Consider the following 15566-nt stretch of genomic DNA (forward strand, 5'->3'; position numbering starts at 1 on the left):
CTCCTTAATTAGGTTTTTGTTTTCGTGAATTAATACACCTAAGGCAAACGCTTAGCAGTGATTAATCCAGATCCTTCCAAGTGGTGACTTTGTCTGCGTCAGCTACGTCGAACTTCTGACCGAGAACTTCTTTGGGGGTAGCCAGTTCGGTTTCGGTGAAGAGCAGCTCGTTGTCCAGATCAGTCGGCTCGGGCTTACCTTCATAAGGCTTGATGGAACCTTCCGGGGTGGTGCGGATGGGGAACTTGAAGCGCTTAACGTTTCCGTTACGGAACTTAACAGTCCACATGATGTCTTCAGCGGAACGCATGGGGATAGAAGTACCGCCCATGGGTGCGAAGTCACCGTAAGGACGAGCTTCGATAGCGCCCTGGGGACAAATTTTTACACAAGAGTAGCACTCCCAGCAGCCTTCAGGCTCCTGGTTGTAAGCGCGCATTTCTTCGGGGTCCAGGATCATGAGATCGTTGGGGCAGATGTACATGCAGGCGGTCTTTTCTCCACCTTTACAGCCATCACACTTTTCCGGATTGACAAAGGTCGGCATACCTAGTCCTCCTAAAAGGGTTTAATGTTATCAATCACCGACATCCTATAACCATTTATAATCTTGCCCAAATTTTCAGGCTCGTGAAATTAGTAACTATCAAGCCCGTCAACTGGTGTCAAGGTGAAAGTGAAATTTAGAACAAGCTAATTTCAACCTTTCTGAATAAATGGCTGAGGAACACCGCTGTTGTCCGATTTTCAAGAGCCTGTCAGGGCTCCTCAATAACAACATGAAACATGAATGTGTTCCATCATGAAGAGCTTTTAGTTCATTCTGCCCTTTGATTGCAAGCCTTTTTTTCAGAATATGACACAATCTTCACAACTCGCGTAAACAATTGTTTTTGCGTTCTTTACAACTAGATATTGCTTCGACTTTTTCTAGATTTTATCAATAACACGTCTAAATAAACTTTATCGGCCACGATAAATTCCATACCGCAAGAATAGACTATACACCGCAATTTCAATTGATTAACCAATCAAACACAATTTATGAAAACCCCTACTCTATTAACGACGCACCTGCCCACCCAATGATATCCACATAACATCTCACAATTACTCAATTTATATTTCAAAGTAACATATGGCATTCTTATCATAACCCTTACTATCGTGAAAAAATTCACTGACCATCAATTTTGCCCTTGACATTTCTTTCACAAACCATTCATAAACCCTCTAAAGCGTCAGGACTTAAAAAGAGCTTTTCGATTTATTCGATTGTCTTTTTCTTGACAGATGGTATAGATATTTTCGTTTCGCAGTCCACGCCATTATTGAGCGTTTGCCCGGGCGAACCGGTCACAGATTTTAGTTCTGAGGACCTGCGGAAGGCCAAGGTGTTGAAAAATAATTACTACAAGGAGACGTAAACATGTCCAAGCTCGTAGCCCCTCACGGTGGCAAAGGCCTCGTTTGCTGCCTGCTCGAAGGCGCAGAACTCGCTGAAGAACAGAAAAAAGCCGAAGGTCTGAAAAAGATCGAAATTTCTGCCCGCGCAAAGGGCGACCTCATCATGATGGGATGTGGTGGTTTCTCTCCCCTCAACGGTTTCATGGGTAAAGCTGACTGGAAAGGCGTTTGTGAAAAATTCCTGCTGGAAGACGGCACCTTCTGGCCTGTTCCGGTAACTCTCGACACCGATGACGAAGACGTTAAAGTCGGCGACGAAATCGCTCTCGAAAAAGACGGCGAAATCTACGCTACCATGAAGATCGAAGAAAAATACGAAATGACCGAAGAAGACAAGAAATGGGAATGCTACCAGGTCTTCAAAGGTGAAGGCGAAGAGTCCGCTGACGACATCTTCTGGAAAACCGCTCTCGAAGATCACCCCGGTGTTCAGATGGTTATGGCTCAGAAGAAGTACAACCTGGCCGGTCCCGTTAAAGTTCTCTCCGAAGGTGAATACCCCGAGCAGTACAAAGGCGTTTACCTGCGTCCCGCAGAAACCCGCGCAATGTTCGACGAAAAAGGCTGGTCCACTGTTTCCGCTCTCCAGCTGCGTAACCCCATGCACCGCTCTCACGAATTCCTGGCAAAAATTTCCATCGAAGTTTGTGACGGCTGCCTGATCCACTCCCTGATCGGTAACCTGAAGCCCGGTGACATCCCCGCAGAAGTTCGCGTTAAAGCAATCGACACCCTCGTTGAGCACTACTTCGTTAAAGAAAACGTTATCCAGGCTGGTTACCCCCTCGATATGCGTTACGCCGGTCCCCGTGAAGGCCTGCTCCACGCTACCTTCCGTCAGAACTACGGTGTAAACCGCATGCTCATCGGTCGTGACCACGCTGGTGTTGGTGACTTCTACGGTCTGTTCGAAGCTCAGGATATCTTTGACAAGATTCCTTACGCAACTGAAGCTTGCCCCGAGCCCGGCAAAGCACTTCTTTGTGAGCCCATGAAAATTGACTGGACTTTCTACTGCTACAAGTGCGACGGCATGGCTTCCCTGAGAACCTGCCCTCACTCCAAAGAAGATCGCGTAATTCTCTCCGGAACCAAGCTGCGTAAAGCTCTTTCCGACGGCGCAGAAATCGTTGATCACTTCGGTCGTGACGAAGTTCTCGTACAGCTCCGTGAATACTACGAAGGCCTCACCGAAAAGGTTGAAGTCAAAATGCAGGGCGCAGCTTCCGGCGACGCAATGTAATTAAAGTAGTATCTCTACTTGCTTATTCAGGGAGGAGGCGGCAACGCTTCCTCCCTTTTTTAATTGTTGACAACTGACCAGATTTCAGGATGATGGACTGTTAATTTTGCGGATAGACATTTAGGGTTGCTCATCAGGGAAAATCACGCTAGAAAGTCGGTCTTCCCTATATCACATTTCAGGATACAAAAATGCCCAACTATAAAAAATTTGAAAAAGACGGTGCAAGCGCACCGCGCAGAACATCTTTGCTCGACGAGATCAAAGAGCTCGACGCTCGTCTTCTGTCCATTATATCCCGCAGAAACTACCTTATGGGTAAGGCCGCTTCCAAAAGGAAGCAGAAAGGTCTGCCGCTTGGTGATCCGGATATGGAAAGGCGGATCTTTGAAACCTGGTCCGCAGAAGCAGCTAATAAAAAATTCGACCTTAAAACAGCGCGTCGTGTTTTCGAGCAGCTTAACAACCTTGCCTACGCCGCAGTAGCCAAACCGGAGAACCGTAAGCTTTCCGCTTACATTCTCTCTCCCCCGCAGAGACCGGTCGATGTTACCTTTGATGGGCCCTGTTCTCTTTTCCAGTCCAAGCTCTGGATAGCAATGGCTGCCGCCTGCGGAGCAGAGACATCGCTCGCCCCTCTATGTATTAATAACCAGATCACTGAGCTGACCAAGGCTTTCAACCAGGCCGGAGCTCACCTTTCATGGGAGGGTGAATCAATCGATTCACGCCCCGGAGAAGGACTCGAGTTCGAGGACAAGCTCATATTTGCTGGCGACGACCCCATGACCATGTTTCTGGTACTCGCTTTCGGACTCAAAACAACAGGCAAGTTTAAAGTTGCCGGTGGTCCGATTCTCAAGCAGTATGACACCAGGCCGCTTTCCAGCGTTCTCGGTAAGCTCGGTGCCAGATTAAATACGCTGGACCTCCAAAGCCACGGCCTGCCGGCAAGACTTGAGTGCGGAGGCCGGATGGCTTCTTCTATCGAACTGTCTGAAGATACCCCTGCCGAATTTGCAGCAGCGCTTGCTCTAGCAGGCTGGACATATCAACAGGGGCTTACACTCAAATTCCCCGCCGATTGGCATGGCAGCCACATTTTTAATGAAGTGGCAAAAGTTCTTAAAAGCTGCGGTATTAAAACCAAGCTCTCCGACACTGAATTTTCCGTTAAAGCCGCTGCCGGTGCTGAATTTCCCCAGCAGCCTGAAATAAGCCTGGAGCCCGCTTTATGTGCGGCCCTGCTGGCAATACCTGCTTTTGCCGGAGGCAAAGTGACAATCAATGGCAGTTGGCCTGTTGGTTCGCAGGTTGCAGATGATGCGCTGGCTGTTCTTGATGCCGGAGGAATTGAAATTGATATTAGCAAATCCAGCATCAGCGCGGTCAAAGGTGAAACTGCTGATGAAATAGATTTGAATACCGGTCAGGCTGAAGACATGTTCCCGGTCGGGCTTGCCCTTGCCCTTAACTCACGCAAAGAAAGCCTTGTTCACAACATTACTGATCCGGTCATGTTTGAACAGGGAATCGAATTTCTTGAAAGGCTCGGCGTCAGATATGAGCGCGGCGACCACGCGCTGACAATCATGCCCGGTCGTCTCAAATGGGACGAAGCATGGTCTGCCCCGACCCCCTTCTTTGGTATCGCTCTCGGGCTTATGGCCTGGATGCGTCCGGGAATTTCAATCGAAAACCCCGGTGAAATGAACGATCTCTGGCCCCGCTACTGGACCCTTTACAACAGCCTGCCGGAAATCAACGGACTCAAAGACCCTGAGGTAAAGAAAAGAGATGAATCAAAAACCCGAAGAAGAATCAAAATCGATTAGCATCCCTGAAATCGAAGTTGAAATTGAGAACTTCAAGAAGGAACTGGAACTCTGCCTGCAGCGAATCAAAAAGCTGATGGAGAGTGAAGTTCCTTCTGAAGGAATCTTTTTCGCGAAAGAAATATTCGATTCTCAGCAGGACAAATTACGTCTGGAAGTGGAGATTGACATCCGTCAACGCAAAATAAACCGAATGCGCCTCGGAATGGAAGGATAATTGGAAGTCCCCTGCTTCATAACAGCTTTAGCGGGCAACTTTATGAAGAGTTAGAGGGACATTTCGTACACAGGACACTTTGTTTCAAATCTGCTTGGATAAGCACAGACAATCTGGAGGTATCATGGGTTTAAATATTACTGAAAAGATCATTTCGGCACATCTTCTCAACGGTGAAATGACACCGGGAAGCGAAGTTGGTCTTCGAATAGATCAAACTTTAACTCAGGATGCCACCGGCACAATGGCTTACCTGCAATTTGAAGCAATGGGCATCGACAAGGTCCAGACTGAACTTTCCGTAAGTTACGTGGATCACAACACCCTGCAAATGGGTTTCCGCAACCCCGATGACCATCAGTACCTGCGCACGATTGCCGCGAAACACGGTGTCGTATTCTCCCCTGCCGGAACAGGCATATGTCATCAGCTGCATCTGGAGAACTTTGCCAAACCCGGCAAAACCCTGATCGGCTCCGACAGCCACACACCCACTGCCGGTGGACTCGGTTCACTGGCAATGGGAGCGGGGGGGCTTTCCGTGGCTCTTGCCATGGCCGGCCAGCCCTACTCCATCCCCATGCCCAAAGTAGTCCGTGTTGAACTGACCGGATCACTCACAGGCTGGGCTTCCGCCAAAGACATTATCCTGCACCTGCTTGGAATGCTGACCGTTAAAGGCGGGGTAGGTAAAGTTTTTGAATTCGGCGGCGAAGGAGTAAAATCCCTGTCCGTCCCCGAACGGGCCGTAATCACCAACATGGGTGCAGAACTCGGCGCCACAACTTCCATCTTCCCCAGTGATGAAAACACTAAAACTTTTCTCAAAGCCATGGGACGTGAAGAGGATTGGGAAGAACTGGTGGCTGATGCTGACGCTGCATATGCTGAAACCATCGAGATCAATCTTTCCGAACTTGAGCCGCTCGTCGCCCAGCCTCATATGCCCGACCGCGTAGTGACCGTAAAGTCACTGGCCGGACTGAAGGTCAACCAGAGTGCGATCGGTTCCTGCACCAACTCCTCATACTCGGACCTGAAAACCACTGCACTCATCCTCGAAGGACAGCAGCTTCCTGAAGGTGTGGATCTGATGATCTCTCCCGGCTCGAAGCAGGTTCTTAAAATGCTTGCCTCCGACGGACTCATTGCCAATTTTCTGGACTCCGGCGCAAGACTGCTTGAATGTACATGCGGCCCCTGCATCGGCATGGGCGGCTCTCCCACTTCAGCAGGGGTGAGTGTAAGGACATTCAACCGCAACTTCGAAGGCCGCAGCGGAACCCAGGATGCGCAGGTATACCTCGCAAGCCCGCAGACTGCAGCGAAACTTGCTCTGGCCGGAGAGTTCACAGATCCTGCCACATGGGGAACACCTCCCGAGAAAATTGACTTTCCCGCCGAGGTTCCTTCAATCCGCAATCTTTTCATCTTTCCTCCGGAAAACCGGGAAGAAGTTCAAATCGTGCGAGGACCAAACATTGTTCCCCTTGAAACTTTCTCTGCCCTGCCGGATGAAGTTTCCTCTGAAATCCGTCTCAAAGTAGGCGATGACATCACTACCGACCACATTCTTCCTGCAGGAGCTCAGATCACAGCTCTGCGTTCCAATATTCCTGCGATCAGTGAATATATTTTCAGCCGTGTAGACGAGGACTTTGTCAACCGCATGAAAAAATCCGATAGTGGAATAATACTTGGAGGGGAAAACTACGGACAGGGTTCCAGTCGTGAACATGCGGCTCTCGGCCCCCGTCATCTGGGCGTTGTGGCTGTCATTGTTAAGTCTCTGGCACGCATTCACAGAGCCAACCTGATCAATTTTGGTATTCTACCCCTTGTACTCTCGGACAAGAGTGATTACGAAAGACTTTCCGAGGGAACATCTTTGACCCTGAACACCACCGAAATTCTCCCCGGCGGAGAATCCGCAGCCAAAACTGCAGACGGTAGCGAAATCAGAGTTACAAACGATCTCTCGGAAAAAGAACTGGCCATAATCAAGGCCGGTGGCCTGCTCAACTACGTAGGCAAGCAACTGTAAATAATGAGGTGCAGGGTGTCCGTGACTTAATGGACACCCTGCTGCTGATAGACACGACCAACCTTGAACGCAGCAAGGCTGCAAACGGAGAATGAAGAAGCCATGATGGACATTCTGCGCCAAAATGCCCAGAACTGGGGTATTAAAATCCTGTTCGCAATCATCATCATTGTCTTTGTTTTCGCTTTCGGAATGAGCGGATTCAACGGCAACACCGACCCTGTTATTGCATACGTAAATGATGAGCCCATCCCCACCCAGGAATTCATCAAGGTTTACCGTGAAACTGCTGATTCCATGCGTACCCAGAATCCTGATGTTGACGCTGACCAGCTTCAGTCTCCTGAATTCAAAAATGCGGTTCTCGGCCAGATGATCAGCCAGAAGCTGCTAGAAGCTGAAGCCCAAAAACTGGGAATTGCCGTTTCCAACAGCGAACTTTCCTATACTATCAGTACAATCCCCGCTTTTGCAGGAGCTGACGGCAAGTTCGACATGGATCTCTACAACAATTTTCTGCGCTCCAGACAGATGTCCGCAGCGACCTTTGAAAACGACATCCGTAACAGCAGCCTCATCCAGAAGCTGCAGCAGTACGTAACTCTGCCGGTAAAACCAACTGAGCAGGAAGCCCGTGAACTTTTCGACACTGCTTCCGAAAAAGTCCAGATCGACTACTACTATATCCCCGGTGCAGACTTTGTGGATATGGTTAAGATCAGTGATAAAGAAATAGAAGATTACTACAAGGCCAACCCTGAGAACTTCACTGTTCCGGCCCGTGCTGTGATCAAATATATTGCCTTCACCCCGGAAGAGCTTTCCATTTATGAGGAAGTCTCCCCTGAAGATGTCAAAAGCTACTACGAAGCCCATAAAGACAATTACGTTCAGGAAGAACAGGTTAAAGCACGCCACATCCTGCTGATGGTTGATGAGAATGCTCCTGAGGCGGATGCAGAAAAAGCTGAAAAAGAAATCAAGAAAATTCTGGCCAAAGCCAAATCCGGTCAGGATTTTGCTAAACTGGCTGAAAAATACTCCGAAGGTCCCAGCGGTCCAAAAGGTGGAGAACTTGGCTGGTTCGGACGCGGTGCGATGGTTAAACCTTTTGAAGAAGCAGCTTTCTCTTTAAAAAAGGGAGAACTGAGTGAACCTGTCAGAACCCGGTTCGGCTGGCATATCATCAAGGTTGATGATGTGCGCGAAGAAGGCCAGAAGAGCTTTGAACAGGTGAAAGAAGACATCAGAACCGCCATTGCTGAAGAAAAAGCATCTGATACCATCAGTGATAAACTCGACCATGCAATTGACCTCATCGCTTCCGGAATGAACATGGACAAGGTTGCAGATGAAATCGGTATTGCTTTCAAGAAAAGCGAGCAGGCTACACTGCAGAATCTCACCCGTGCATTCGGGATGAAAGAAGATGCAGCTAAAACCATTCTTGCACTGCCGAACAAAACTGCAACCGAGATGCCTATCGCTATCGACAACGGTTATCTTATTGCTGAAAAGATTCAGGATATTCCTGCATCTGTAAGCCCGCTTTCAGAAGCCAAGGAAGATATCAGCAACTTTCTGAACCAGCAGAAAGCAATGAAACTGGCTCAGGCTAAAGCAATGGCCATTATGGCACAGCTTACCAACAAAGCGACCGAAGCCAAGACACTTAAATCCATCAAAAAGGATCTGAAAACTTCCGAGCCTTTCGGCAGAGACGGTTTTGTTCCCGGTCTTGGCATGAATGCCCGCCTTTCCGAAGCAGCTTTCGCCGCTAAGAAAGACCAGTGGCTCAGTCAGGCTTTTGAACTTCCCGGCGGTTTCATTGTCGCCCGTGTTGATGATCGCATTCCGCCCAAAGAAGAAGCATGGGAAGCTCAGAAAGACATGATCATGAACGCTCTTTACCAGCAGCGTGCAAATGAAGTGTTCAATGCCTTTCTGGCAGAACTGCGATCCAAAGCTAAAGTGGAAGTAGTTCGCCCGGACATACTCAATTAATTCACTACTGCATTGTAATGATTACAGGGTCTGTCCTTCAGGACAGGCCCTTTTTTTGTAAATAACAAGAGTTTTGTTTTAATCAGTCATTTTATCTTGCAGGGAATTAATCAACCGAGTAACAGGATTCAATCAAGCTGCAGAAACAGCCGTGCAGCAATTAAAAAGAGGTACAGACAATGCTCCCCACACCTAAAGGATACCAATTTGCCAGCCTTGATGCTGGGTTTAAATACAGCGGACGTGACGATCTAGCTCTGATCATAAGTAAAACTCCGGCCGCGGCAGCCGCCGTTTTCACCAAAAATAAATTTCAGGCCGCTCCGGTGCTTGCTGGAAAAGAAATATTGAAGGAATCCAGAATGGTCCGAGGTATTCTGGTTAACGCCGGTCTGGCTAATGCCTGCACAGGAGAAGCCGGACTTGCCGACTGCCGGGAGAGCCTTGACTTGCTGGCAAATGAGCTGAATATTCTTTCACGGGATCTGCTTCCGGCTTCGACGGGCGTAATCGGACCCAGATTTGATATGGACAAATGGAGAACAGCCGCTCCGAAGCTTGCCTCCAGAGTAGGCAAGGATGATCCGGTAAAGGCAGCCAAAGCCATAATGACTACTGATAAATTCCCCAAGCTTGCCTGGGGAGAAGCAGAAATCAACGGGAGTCCCGTCCGAATTTTGGGAATGTGCAAAGGGGCCGGTATGATCTCACCTGATATGGCGACCATGCTCGGTTTTGTTGTCTGTGATGCAGAAGTCGATGAGGACTGGTGGCAGACTGCCCTGCACAGATGTGTTGATAAGAGTTTTAACTGTATCACTGTTGATGGAGACACAAGCACCAACGACACTGTTATCGCTCTGGCTAACGGAAGCTCGGGAGTAAAGGCTGAAAGCAGCGGTGAGCGGGAAATACTCGAAGCACTGTTGCTTGATGTGTGCCAGCAGCTTTCATACATGATAGTTCAGGATGCCGAGGGCGGGACAAAAGTGATGACTATAAAGGTTACCGGGGCTGCATCAGACAAAGATGCTGAACTGATCGTCCGCGCTGTAGGCAATTCGCCACTGGTCAAAACGGCTCTGTTCGGTGAAGACCCTAACTGGGGTAGAATTGTAGCCGCAGCCGGACGTAGCGGTGCTGAATTCAATCCCGGAAGTCTTACCCTTGCTTTCGGTAAAATCGTTGTTTTCGAGAATGGACAGCCTGTCCAGGGAGATCTCGACGCACTCCTGGAACCTGTCATGCGCAAACAGGATGTAGATGTAAATATCACTCTAGCAGACGGAAACGGAACAGCAATGCTCAAAGCATCCGATCTGACAAGGGAATATATCAACATCAATGCCGACTACAGGTCGTAACGTTAATAAAGTAAATTACCGGAATCAGCTTTTACTATGATGAAAAATCTTAAAAACCGGGACAGGATGACCAGACTTGCCGACTTCCTTTTTGAAGTGGGCATGCTGCGTAAAACGCCCCGAACCGGATATCAGTTTCTGGGATCAGGCTCCGAGTCTGTTGCGGACCATTCCTACAGGGTGGCTGTTCTAGGCTATGTTCTTGCTGAAATGGCCGGGGCCGATATGGCTCGTACTGTTTTCATGTGCCTTTTCCATGACCTGCACGAAGCAAGAACCGGAGACTTCAACTATGTAAACCGAATTTACAACCGCAGTTACCGAGACAGAGCACTGCGCCATACTCTGCAAGGGACCGGGCTTGAGGACAAAATATTTCCGCACTGGGAAGAACTTGAGCAGGCCGAGACCCTTGAAGCCCAACTTGCGCAGGATGCTGACCAGATCGACTTTATCCTGAATCTGAAAGAAGAACTTGATATGGGCAATAAATACGCAGGACAATGGTTGGAATCTGCCTTGAAACGACTCCGCACTGAAGTTGGTCAGCAGCTTGCCGATAAGATATCAGAGACAGACCATAAGGACTGGTGGTATCTGGGCCCACCACCAAGCTGGTGGGAGAACAAGAACGGGCTGGATGATGACGAATAGAAACATTAAACAAAAGGCCTGCCGTGAAACTGTTTTAAATACAGCATCCCGGCGGCTTATGCTTTTATTTTAAAGCTCATTATGTTAAATGTTCTGCTTGAATCAGCAGGCAAGTGAAATTTATCGCAATTTCCTGCTAAAATATTGAACAAAAAACACTGAAGCAATGACACAGACTGCGACTGAAAACAAACTGATGCACCCCTTTGTCCTGATGGGCAGACTGGGACTTACAATTCTTGGCGAGGCCGGTGCTATGTGCATTTTCCTTTGCCAGGGATTACTTCACGTTTTCAGCTCTCTGGGGATTTTTTCCAAAACAGTCAAAGAACTATACTTCATCGGGGTTAAATCGATCACTGTTATTACCCTGATCGGAATATTTACAGGCATGGTAATAGGTCTTCAGACATATTACGCGCTAGCCAAATTCGGGTCTGAAGGTTTTCTGGGAGCCGCTGTGGCTCTTTCACTGGTTCGTGAACTCGGTCCGGTTCTGACCGCAATAATGCTTACCGGCCGTGCGGGATCATCCATGACCGCGGAAATAGGGGTCATGAGAATATCCGAGCAGATCGATGCGCTCGAACTCATGGACATCAACCCCATGAACTATCTGGTCAGTCCCAAGCTGGTAGCTTCCCTGATATCCTTTCCGATACTCACCGCTCTCTTTGATCTGATCGGCATATTCGGCGGATATCTGACCGGCGTATCTCTCCTTGGCGGCAATTCAGGAGTCTACTTCCATAGAGTGCAGTCTTCCCTAAGTTGGAGTGATATTTCCGTAGGCTTTGAAAAATCCCTAGTTTTTTCCGTTATTGTTTGTACCGTATGCTGCTTTCAGGGATACTTTACCCACTATCGCAAGGACGGCAAAGGCCCTGAAGGTGTAAGCCAGGCTACAACAACTGCTGTTGTCATGTCCTGTGTAATGGTCCTTGTAGCCGACTACCTGATGACCTCTCTGCTCTTTTAAGGAACTGCAATGAATTCATCAGCACCTGATATACGAATCGAGAATCTCACCATCGGCTACGATAAAACAGTCGTGGTCGAGAATATAAATGCCACTCTGCCCGGTGGAGGAATTTCAGTGATACTGGGGCGCTCCGGGTGTGGTAAATCTACGCTGTTGAAAAACATCCTGAAGCTGCACACCCCGATGGGTGGAGCTGTATATCTCGGTAATCACAATATTTACAAACTCAAGCGAAAGGCATTCCGCTGTCTGAAGCAGCGTATCGGTGTCCTTTTTCAAGATGGAGCTCTTCTCGGGGCCCTGACACTTTTCGACAATGTCGCTTTGCCCCTTCGCGAGCACACCCGTCTGAAACAGCCCGAGATTTTCGAAGTGGTTAAGTCCAAACTCAGCCTTGTGGGACTTGAAAAATTCATGTCCTACTACCCGAATGAACTTTCGGGGGGAATGCGTAAAAGAGCCGGTCTTGCCCGGGCCATGGTCATGGACCCGGATATTCTGTTCTGTGATGAACCCACTTCCGGACTTGACCCGATCAACTCGGCCGAGCTGGATGGTCTCCTGCTTGAACTCAAGGAACGGTTTGACATGACCGTTGTTGTAGTGAGTCATGACCTTGCAAGTATGAAAACCATTGCGGACTATGTTGTGGTGCTTGGCGAAGGTAAAACCCTTTTTAAAGGCGATAAGAACGACCTCATGAACACCACTGATCCATTCCTAAGGCAGTTTCTGGACCGTCAGGGAAAAGACAGGGTTGCTTCACGCCTGACCATGGCACCGCTCGACCCTTCGGTAATGAAAATGGACTGCGCTAAATATTTTGGCGATTTGAATAGCAATTAATTGAAGACGGACTGAGGCATGAAAAAGTATCCCAAGGAAACGGCAGTAGGAATATTTGTATTCTTAGGACTGATAGCTATAGTGTACATGAGCGTTAAGCTTGGTGACGTACATTTGTTTTCAGATGATCATTACCATGTCAAAGCCAGCTTCAACGATATTACAGGCCTGCGGGTAAAAGCACCTGTTGAGATGATGGGAGTACCCATAGGCTTTGTGGACAGTATCGAGCTTGATCTCCAGAACCAGAAGGCAGTCCTGACTCTTAGTATTGAGAATAAAATACAACTGCTTGACGATGCCATTGCATCAGTAAAAACCAGCGGACTCATCGGCGATAAATATGTTAAGATAACTCCTGGCGGAGTGGGCGACCCCATTGAGCCAGGCGGAATCATCATTGAAACAGAATCGGCCATCGATATTGAAGACTTGATCAGTAACTATGTTTTTGGCAAAGTCTAATAAGTTATAACACTAACAGATAATCGGTTTTCATTATGAAACGACTTGTATCCATATTCCTGATCCTGCTTCTGTGCTTAAGTGCAGGGGCAGGTTTTGCTGCGGCTGAGAACTCTCCCATGGTCCGTCTGAGGGCCGGTATTCAAGGAGTTATTGATGTTCTTAACGATCCTGAATACAAAGGCCATCCTGAAAAAAAAGACGAGATGACAGCCAAAGTAAGGGAAACCATAAAGGATTTCTTTAATTTCGAAGAGCTTTCCAAGCGTTCTATCGGACGCCCCTGGCTGGAGTTCACTCCTCAGGAACGTGAAAAATTCATATCCCTCTTCACAGACCTGCTTGAACAGACTTATCTAGGCAGGGTAGAAGAATATTCGGGGGAGAAGGTAGCCTTTGACAGAGAAACCATCATTAAAGGTAAATATGCTCAGGTTGATACCAGACTGCTTACAAATCAGAACGACATTCCCGTTTTTTACAGGATGAAACTTCAGGACGGCGAGTGGAATGTTTATGATGTTAAGATCGAAGGTGTCAGTCTCGTGAAGAACTACAGAACGCAGTTCAAGGGCATCATCGACACAAGCACGGCCGAACGCTTTGAAGCGAGCAAAAAGGAGCTCTTCTCCAGGCTTGAAAAGAAGAGTGCCGAACTCAAAAACAAACAAATTAACACTGATGCTTCCGGGCAGCAGTAACGGATCCATCTTATGACCAGAAACTATTCAACCGCACTTCTGGCCTTCATTGTGCTGACTTTTATTCTACTTACCTTCCCTTCCCAGGTTCGCTCCGAAGAAGGTGGAGAGAATGTTGTCATCGCTCAGGTTGGTTCGGGCGTAGTCGGGGCTGTAAAAAACAACCCGGAAGAATTCGATGAGTTCAGTGAAGACATGTGGGGCGACTCAGAACATACTGAAGCAGCCTATGCTGACGATCCATGGCAGGATTACAACCGGGCCATGTTCGAATTCAACGATGCCCTGTATTTCAATGTCATGAAACCTGTTACTCAGGGTTACATGTGGGCCGTTCCCCTGCGCCCCAGAACCTGGGCGAACAACTTCTTTCAGAACCTTCTCTACCCGGTCCGCCTTGCAAGCTGTCTGCTTCAGGCCAAGTTTTATACGGCCGGGGCTGAGACTTCCAAATTTATCGCCAACTCGATCGTAGGGCTTGGTGGACTCGGTAATGTGGCAGGTGACGCACAATCCACAATGCCTCTCTACATGGGTAATGAAGACATGGGGCAGACATTCGGAGTCTGGGGCATCCCCAACGGACCTTATTTCGTTATTCCCTTTCTGGGGCCCTCCACAGTGCGTGACGCTGTTGGTGTTGGAATCGATACTTTCGTGCTCAACCCCTTCTGGTGGTTCGGAATACCCTGGTACTATTCCCTTTCCGCAGGTGCATACAACCAGATCAACAAGCTGTCATTTCATATCGGCGAGTACGAGTCCCTCAAGGACGCATCCATTGATCCTTATCTTGGACTTCGCGATGCTTACCTGAGCTACCGCGCCAAGCAGGTTCAGGATTCAAAATTGAATCCCGACCGCCCCAAGCCTAAAATGACCACCAATCCAGATGGACAACCGCAACAGTAAAGTGAAAATAGCAGTAATCTCAGATACACACCTCCGTGAGCCGGACAAACGGCTCACGGAGGTTTTTAATAATCATCTCGCAGACGCGGACCTGCTGCTCCACTGCGGCGACATGGTCACCTTTTCTGTCTGGCAGTTTTTCTGTCAGCACCCCAACTTTCATGCTGCTCTCGGCAACTGTGACGAATGGAAGCTAACTGATTATGTTCAACCGCTGGAGTCGCTGCAATTCCACGGTATACGTATCGGGATCGCACATGGCTGGGGTTCCAGATCACAGGTTTCACGTAATGTAGCTCAGTCCTTCGGGCCGGACTTTGACCTTGTCTGCTATGGACACACTCATATACAGGACTGGTCCATTGTTGACGGGGTACAGATGCTTAACCCCGGGAGCCTCACCTCCCCCCGCGATGAACGCCCTGCCTGTGTCGCTTTGGTCGAGGTCGATGAGGAACAGAATCTGGAATGTTCCTTCGTCCCTGTCGACTAGCCGGATAAACTTATCCCTTTCCCTCTTTGAAGGGACTATTAGCTGAAAAGAAAAGGCCGTGAGAGTTTCCCCTCACGGCCTTTAACATTGATAAACTTACAACTGACTTCACACAAAAGGATCTTTAAGCAGTTTAAACTCACCTGATTTCTCTTCACAAATCCCCTGATCCACCAAAGTGGAAAGTATCTCGGGAAGCTTGTCACTCTCTCCCGGAGCCAGGACTTTATCTCCTTCAACTTTCAGGTAAGAGACTGGCAGATACTCTGCCTTTCCCCTTTTAAAAAGTGCGACCAGAAACCTGTCGGTAAGTGCTTTGGAACCTGCCATTAGATGATC

The 15566-nt window shown here is 48.5% G+C and carries 15 protein-coding genes; 13 read left to right on the top strand and 2 right to left on the bottom strand.

Annotation, left to right across the window (positions count from 1 at the left end; all coding sequences use genetic code 11):
• Positions 1 to 61: 61 nt before the first annotated feature.
• Positions 62 to 547: an adenylyl-sulfate reductase subunit beta gene (gene aprB / locus ACZ5PW_RS01125; RefSeq protein WP_464557284.1), complete on the bottom strand. Its 486-nt coding sequence runs from the start codon at positions 545 to 547 to the stop codon at positions 62 to 64.
• An 882-nt stretch (positions 548 to 1429) separates the two neighbouring features.
• Between aprB and sat the strand changes: the two genes are divergently transcribed.
• The 13 genes from sat to ACZ5PW_RS01190 all read left to right on the top strand — a co-directional run bounded on the left by sat (position 1430) and on the right by ACZ5PW_RS01190 (position 15227).
• On the top strand, positions 1430 to 2710 hold the full coding sequence (gene sat / locus ACZ5PW_RS01130; RefSeq protein WP_464557286.1) for a sulfate adenylyltransferase: 1281 nt from the start codon (positions 1430 to 1432) through the stop codon (positions 2708 to 2710).
• A 191-nt stretch (positions 2711 to 2901) separates the two neighbouring features.
• Positions 2902 to 4545, top strand: coding sequence for a chorismate mutase (locus ACZ5PW_RS01135; RefSeq protein WP_464557288.1), 1644 nt, complete (start codon positions 2902 to 2904; stop codon positions 4543 to 4545).
• Positions 4508 to 4762 carry a hypothetical protein gene (locus tag ACZ5PW_RS01140; protein WP_464557289.1) on the top strand — a complete coding sequence of 85 codons (255 nt, stop codon included), beginning with the start codon at positions 4508 to 4510 and terminating at the stop codon, positions 4760 to 4762. The genes ACZ5PW_RS01135 and ACZ5PW_RS01140 overlap by 38 nt, the downstream gene beginning before the upstream one ends.
• A gap of 124 nt (positions 4763 to 4886) precedes the next feature.
• The gene (locus ACZ5PW_RS01145; RefSeq protein WP_464557290.1) at positions 4887 to 6806 is read left to right on the top strand and encodes an aconitate hydratase; all 1920 of its coding nucleotides are present in this window, start codon (positions 4887 to 4889) and stop codon (positions 6804 to 6806) included.
• Positions 6807 to 6908: 102 nt separating this feature from the next.
• Positions 6909 to 8810: a SurA N-terminal domain-containing protein gene (locus ACZ5PW_RS01150; RefSeq protein WP_464557291.1), complete on the top strand. Its 1902-nt coding sequence runs from the start codon at positions 6909 to 6911 to the stop codon at positions 8808 to 8810.
• A 179-nt stretch (positions 8811 to 8989) separates the two neighbouring features.
• The gene (gene argJ / locus ACZ5PW_RS01155; protein WP_464557294.1) at positions 8990 to 10174 is read left to right on the top strand and encodes a bifunctional glutamate N-acetyltransferase/amino-acid acetyltransferase ArgJ; all 1185 of its coding nucleotides are present in this window, start codon (positions 8990 to 8992) and stop codon (positions 10172 to 10174) included.
• A gap of 36 nt (positions 10175 to 10210) precedes the next feature.
• Complete coding sequence (locus ACZ5PW_RS01160; protein ID WP_464557297.1) at positions 10211 to 10828, top strand: HD domain-containing protein; 618 nt, start codon at positions 10211 to 10213, stop codon at positions 10826 to 10828.
• 166 nt (positions 10829 to 10994) lie between these two features.
• Positions 10995 to 11807, top strand: a complete 813-nt coding sequence (locus ACZ5PW_RS01165; RefSeq protein WP_464557298.1) for an MlaE family ABC transporter permease — start codon at positions 10995 to 10997, stop codon at positions 11805 to 11807.
• A 9-nt stretch (positions 11808 to 11816) separates the two neighbouring features.
• Positions 11817 to 12656 (top strand): ABC transporter ATP-binding protein, encoded by an 840-nt coding sequence (locus tag ACZ5PW_RS01170; protein ID WP_464557299.1) that lies wholly within the window; start codon positions 11817 to 11819, stop codon positions 12654 to 12656.
• An 18-nt stretch (positions 12657 to 12674) separates the two neighbouring features.
• Positions 12675 to 13121, top strand: coding sequence for an outer membrane lipid asymmetry maintenance protein MlaD (mlaD, locus tag ACZ5PW_RS01175; RefSeq protein WP_464557300.1), 447 nt, complete (start codon positions 12675 to 12677; stop codon positions 13119 to 13121).
• 35 nt (positions 13122 to 13156) lie between these two features.
• Complete coding sequence (locus tag ACZ5PW_RS01180) at positions 13157 to 13822, top strand: MlaC/ttg2D family ABC transporter substrate-binding protein (protein WP_464557301.1); 666 nt, start codon at positions 13157 to 13159, stop codon at positions 13820 to 13822.
• Positions 13823 to 13834: 12 nt separating this feature from the next.
• A complete protein-coding gene (locus ACZ5PW_RS01185) occupies positions 13835 to 14734 on the top strand; it encodes an MlaA family lipoprotein (protein WP_464557302.1) in 900 nt (299 codons plus the stop codon).
• A gap of 1 nt (position 14735) precedes the next feature.
• A complete protein-coding gene (locus ACZ5PW_RS01190) occupies positions 14736 to 15227 on the top strand; it encodes a metallophosphoesterase family protein (RefSeq protein ID WP_464557304.1) in 492 nt (163 codons plus the stop codon).
• 108 nt (positions 15228 to 15335) lie between these two features.
• Here ACZ5PW_RS01190 and ACZ5PW_RS01195 read toward each other — a convergent pair whose 3' ends face one another.
• Complete coding sequence (locus ACZ5PW_RS01195; protein WP_464557306.1) at positions 15336 to 15557, bottom strand: hypothetical protein; 222 nt, start codon at positions 15555 to 15557, stop codon at positions 15336 to 15338.
• Positions 15558 to 15566 lie beyond the last annotated feature (9 nt).

The sequence above is a fragment of the Maridesulfovibrio salinus genome, assembly GCF_055394525.1.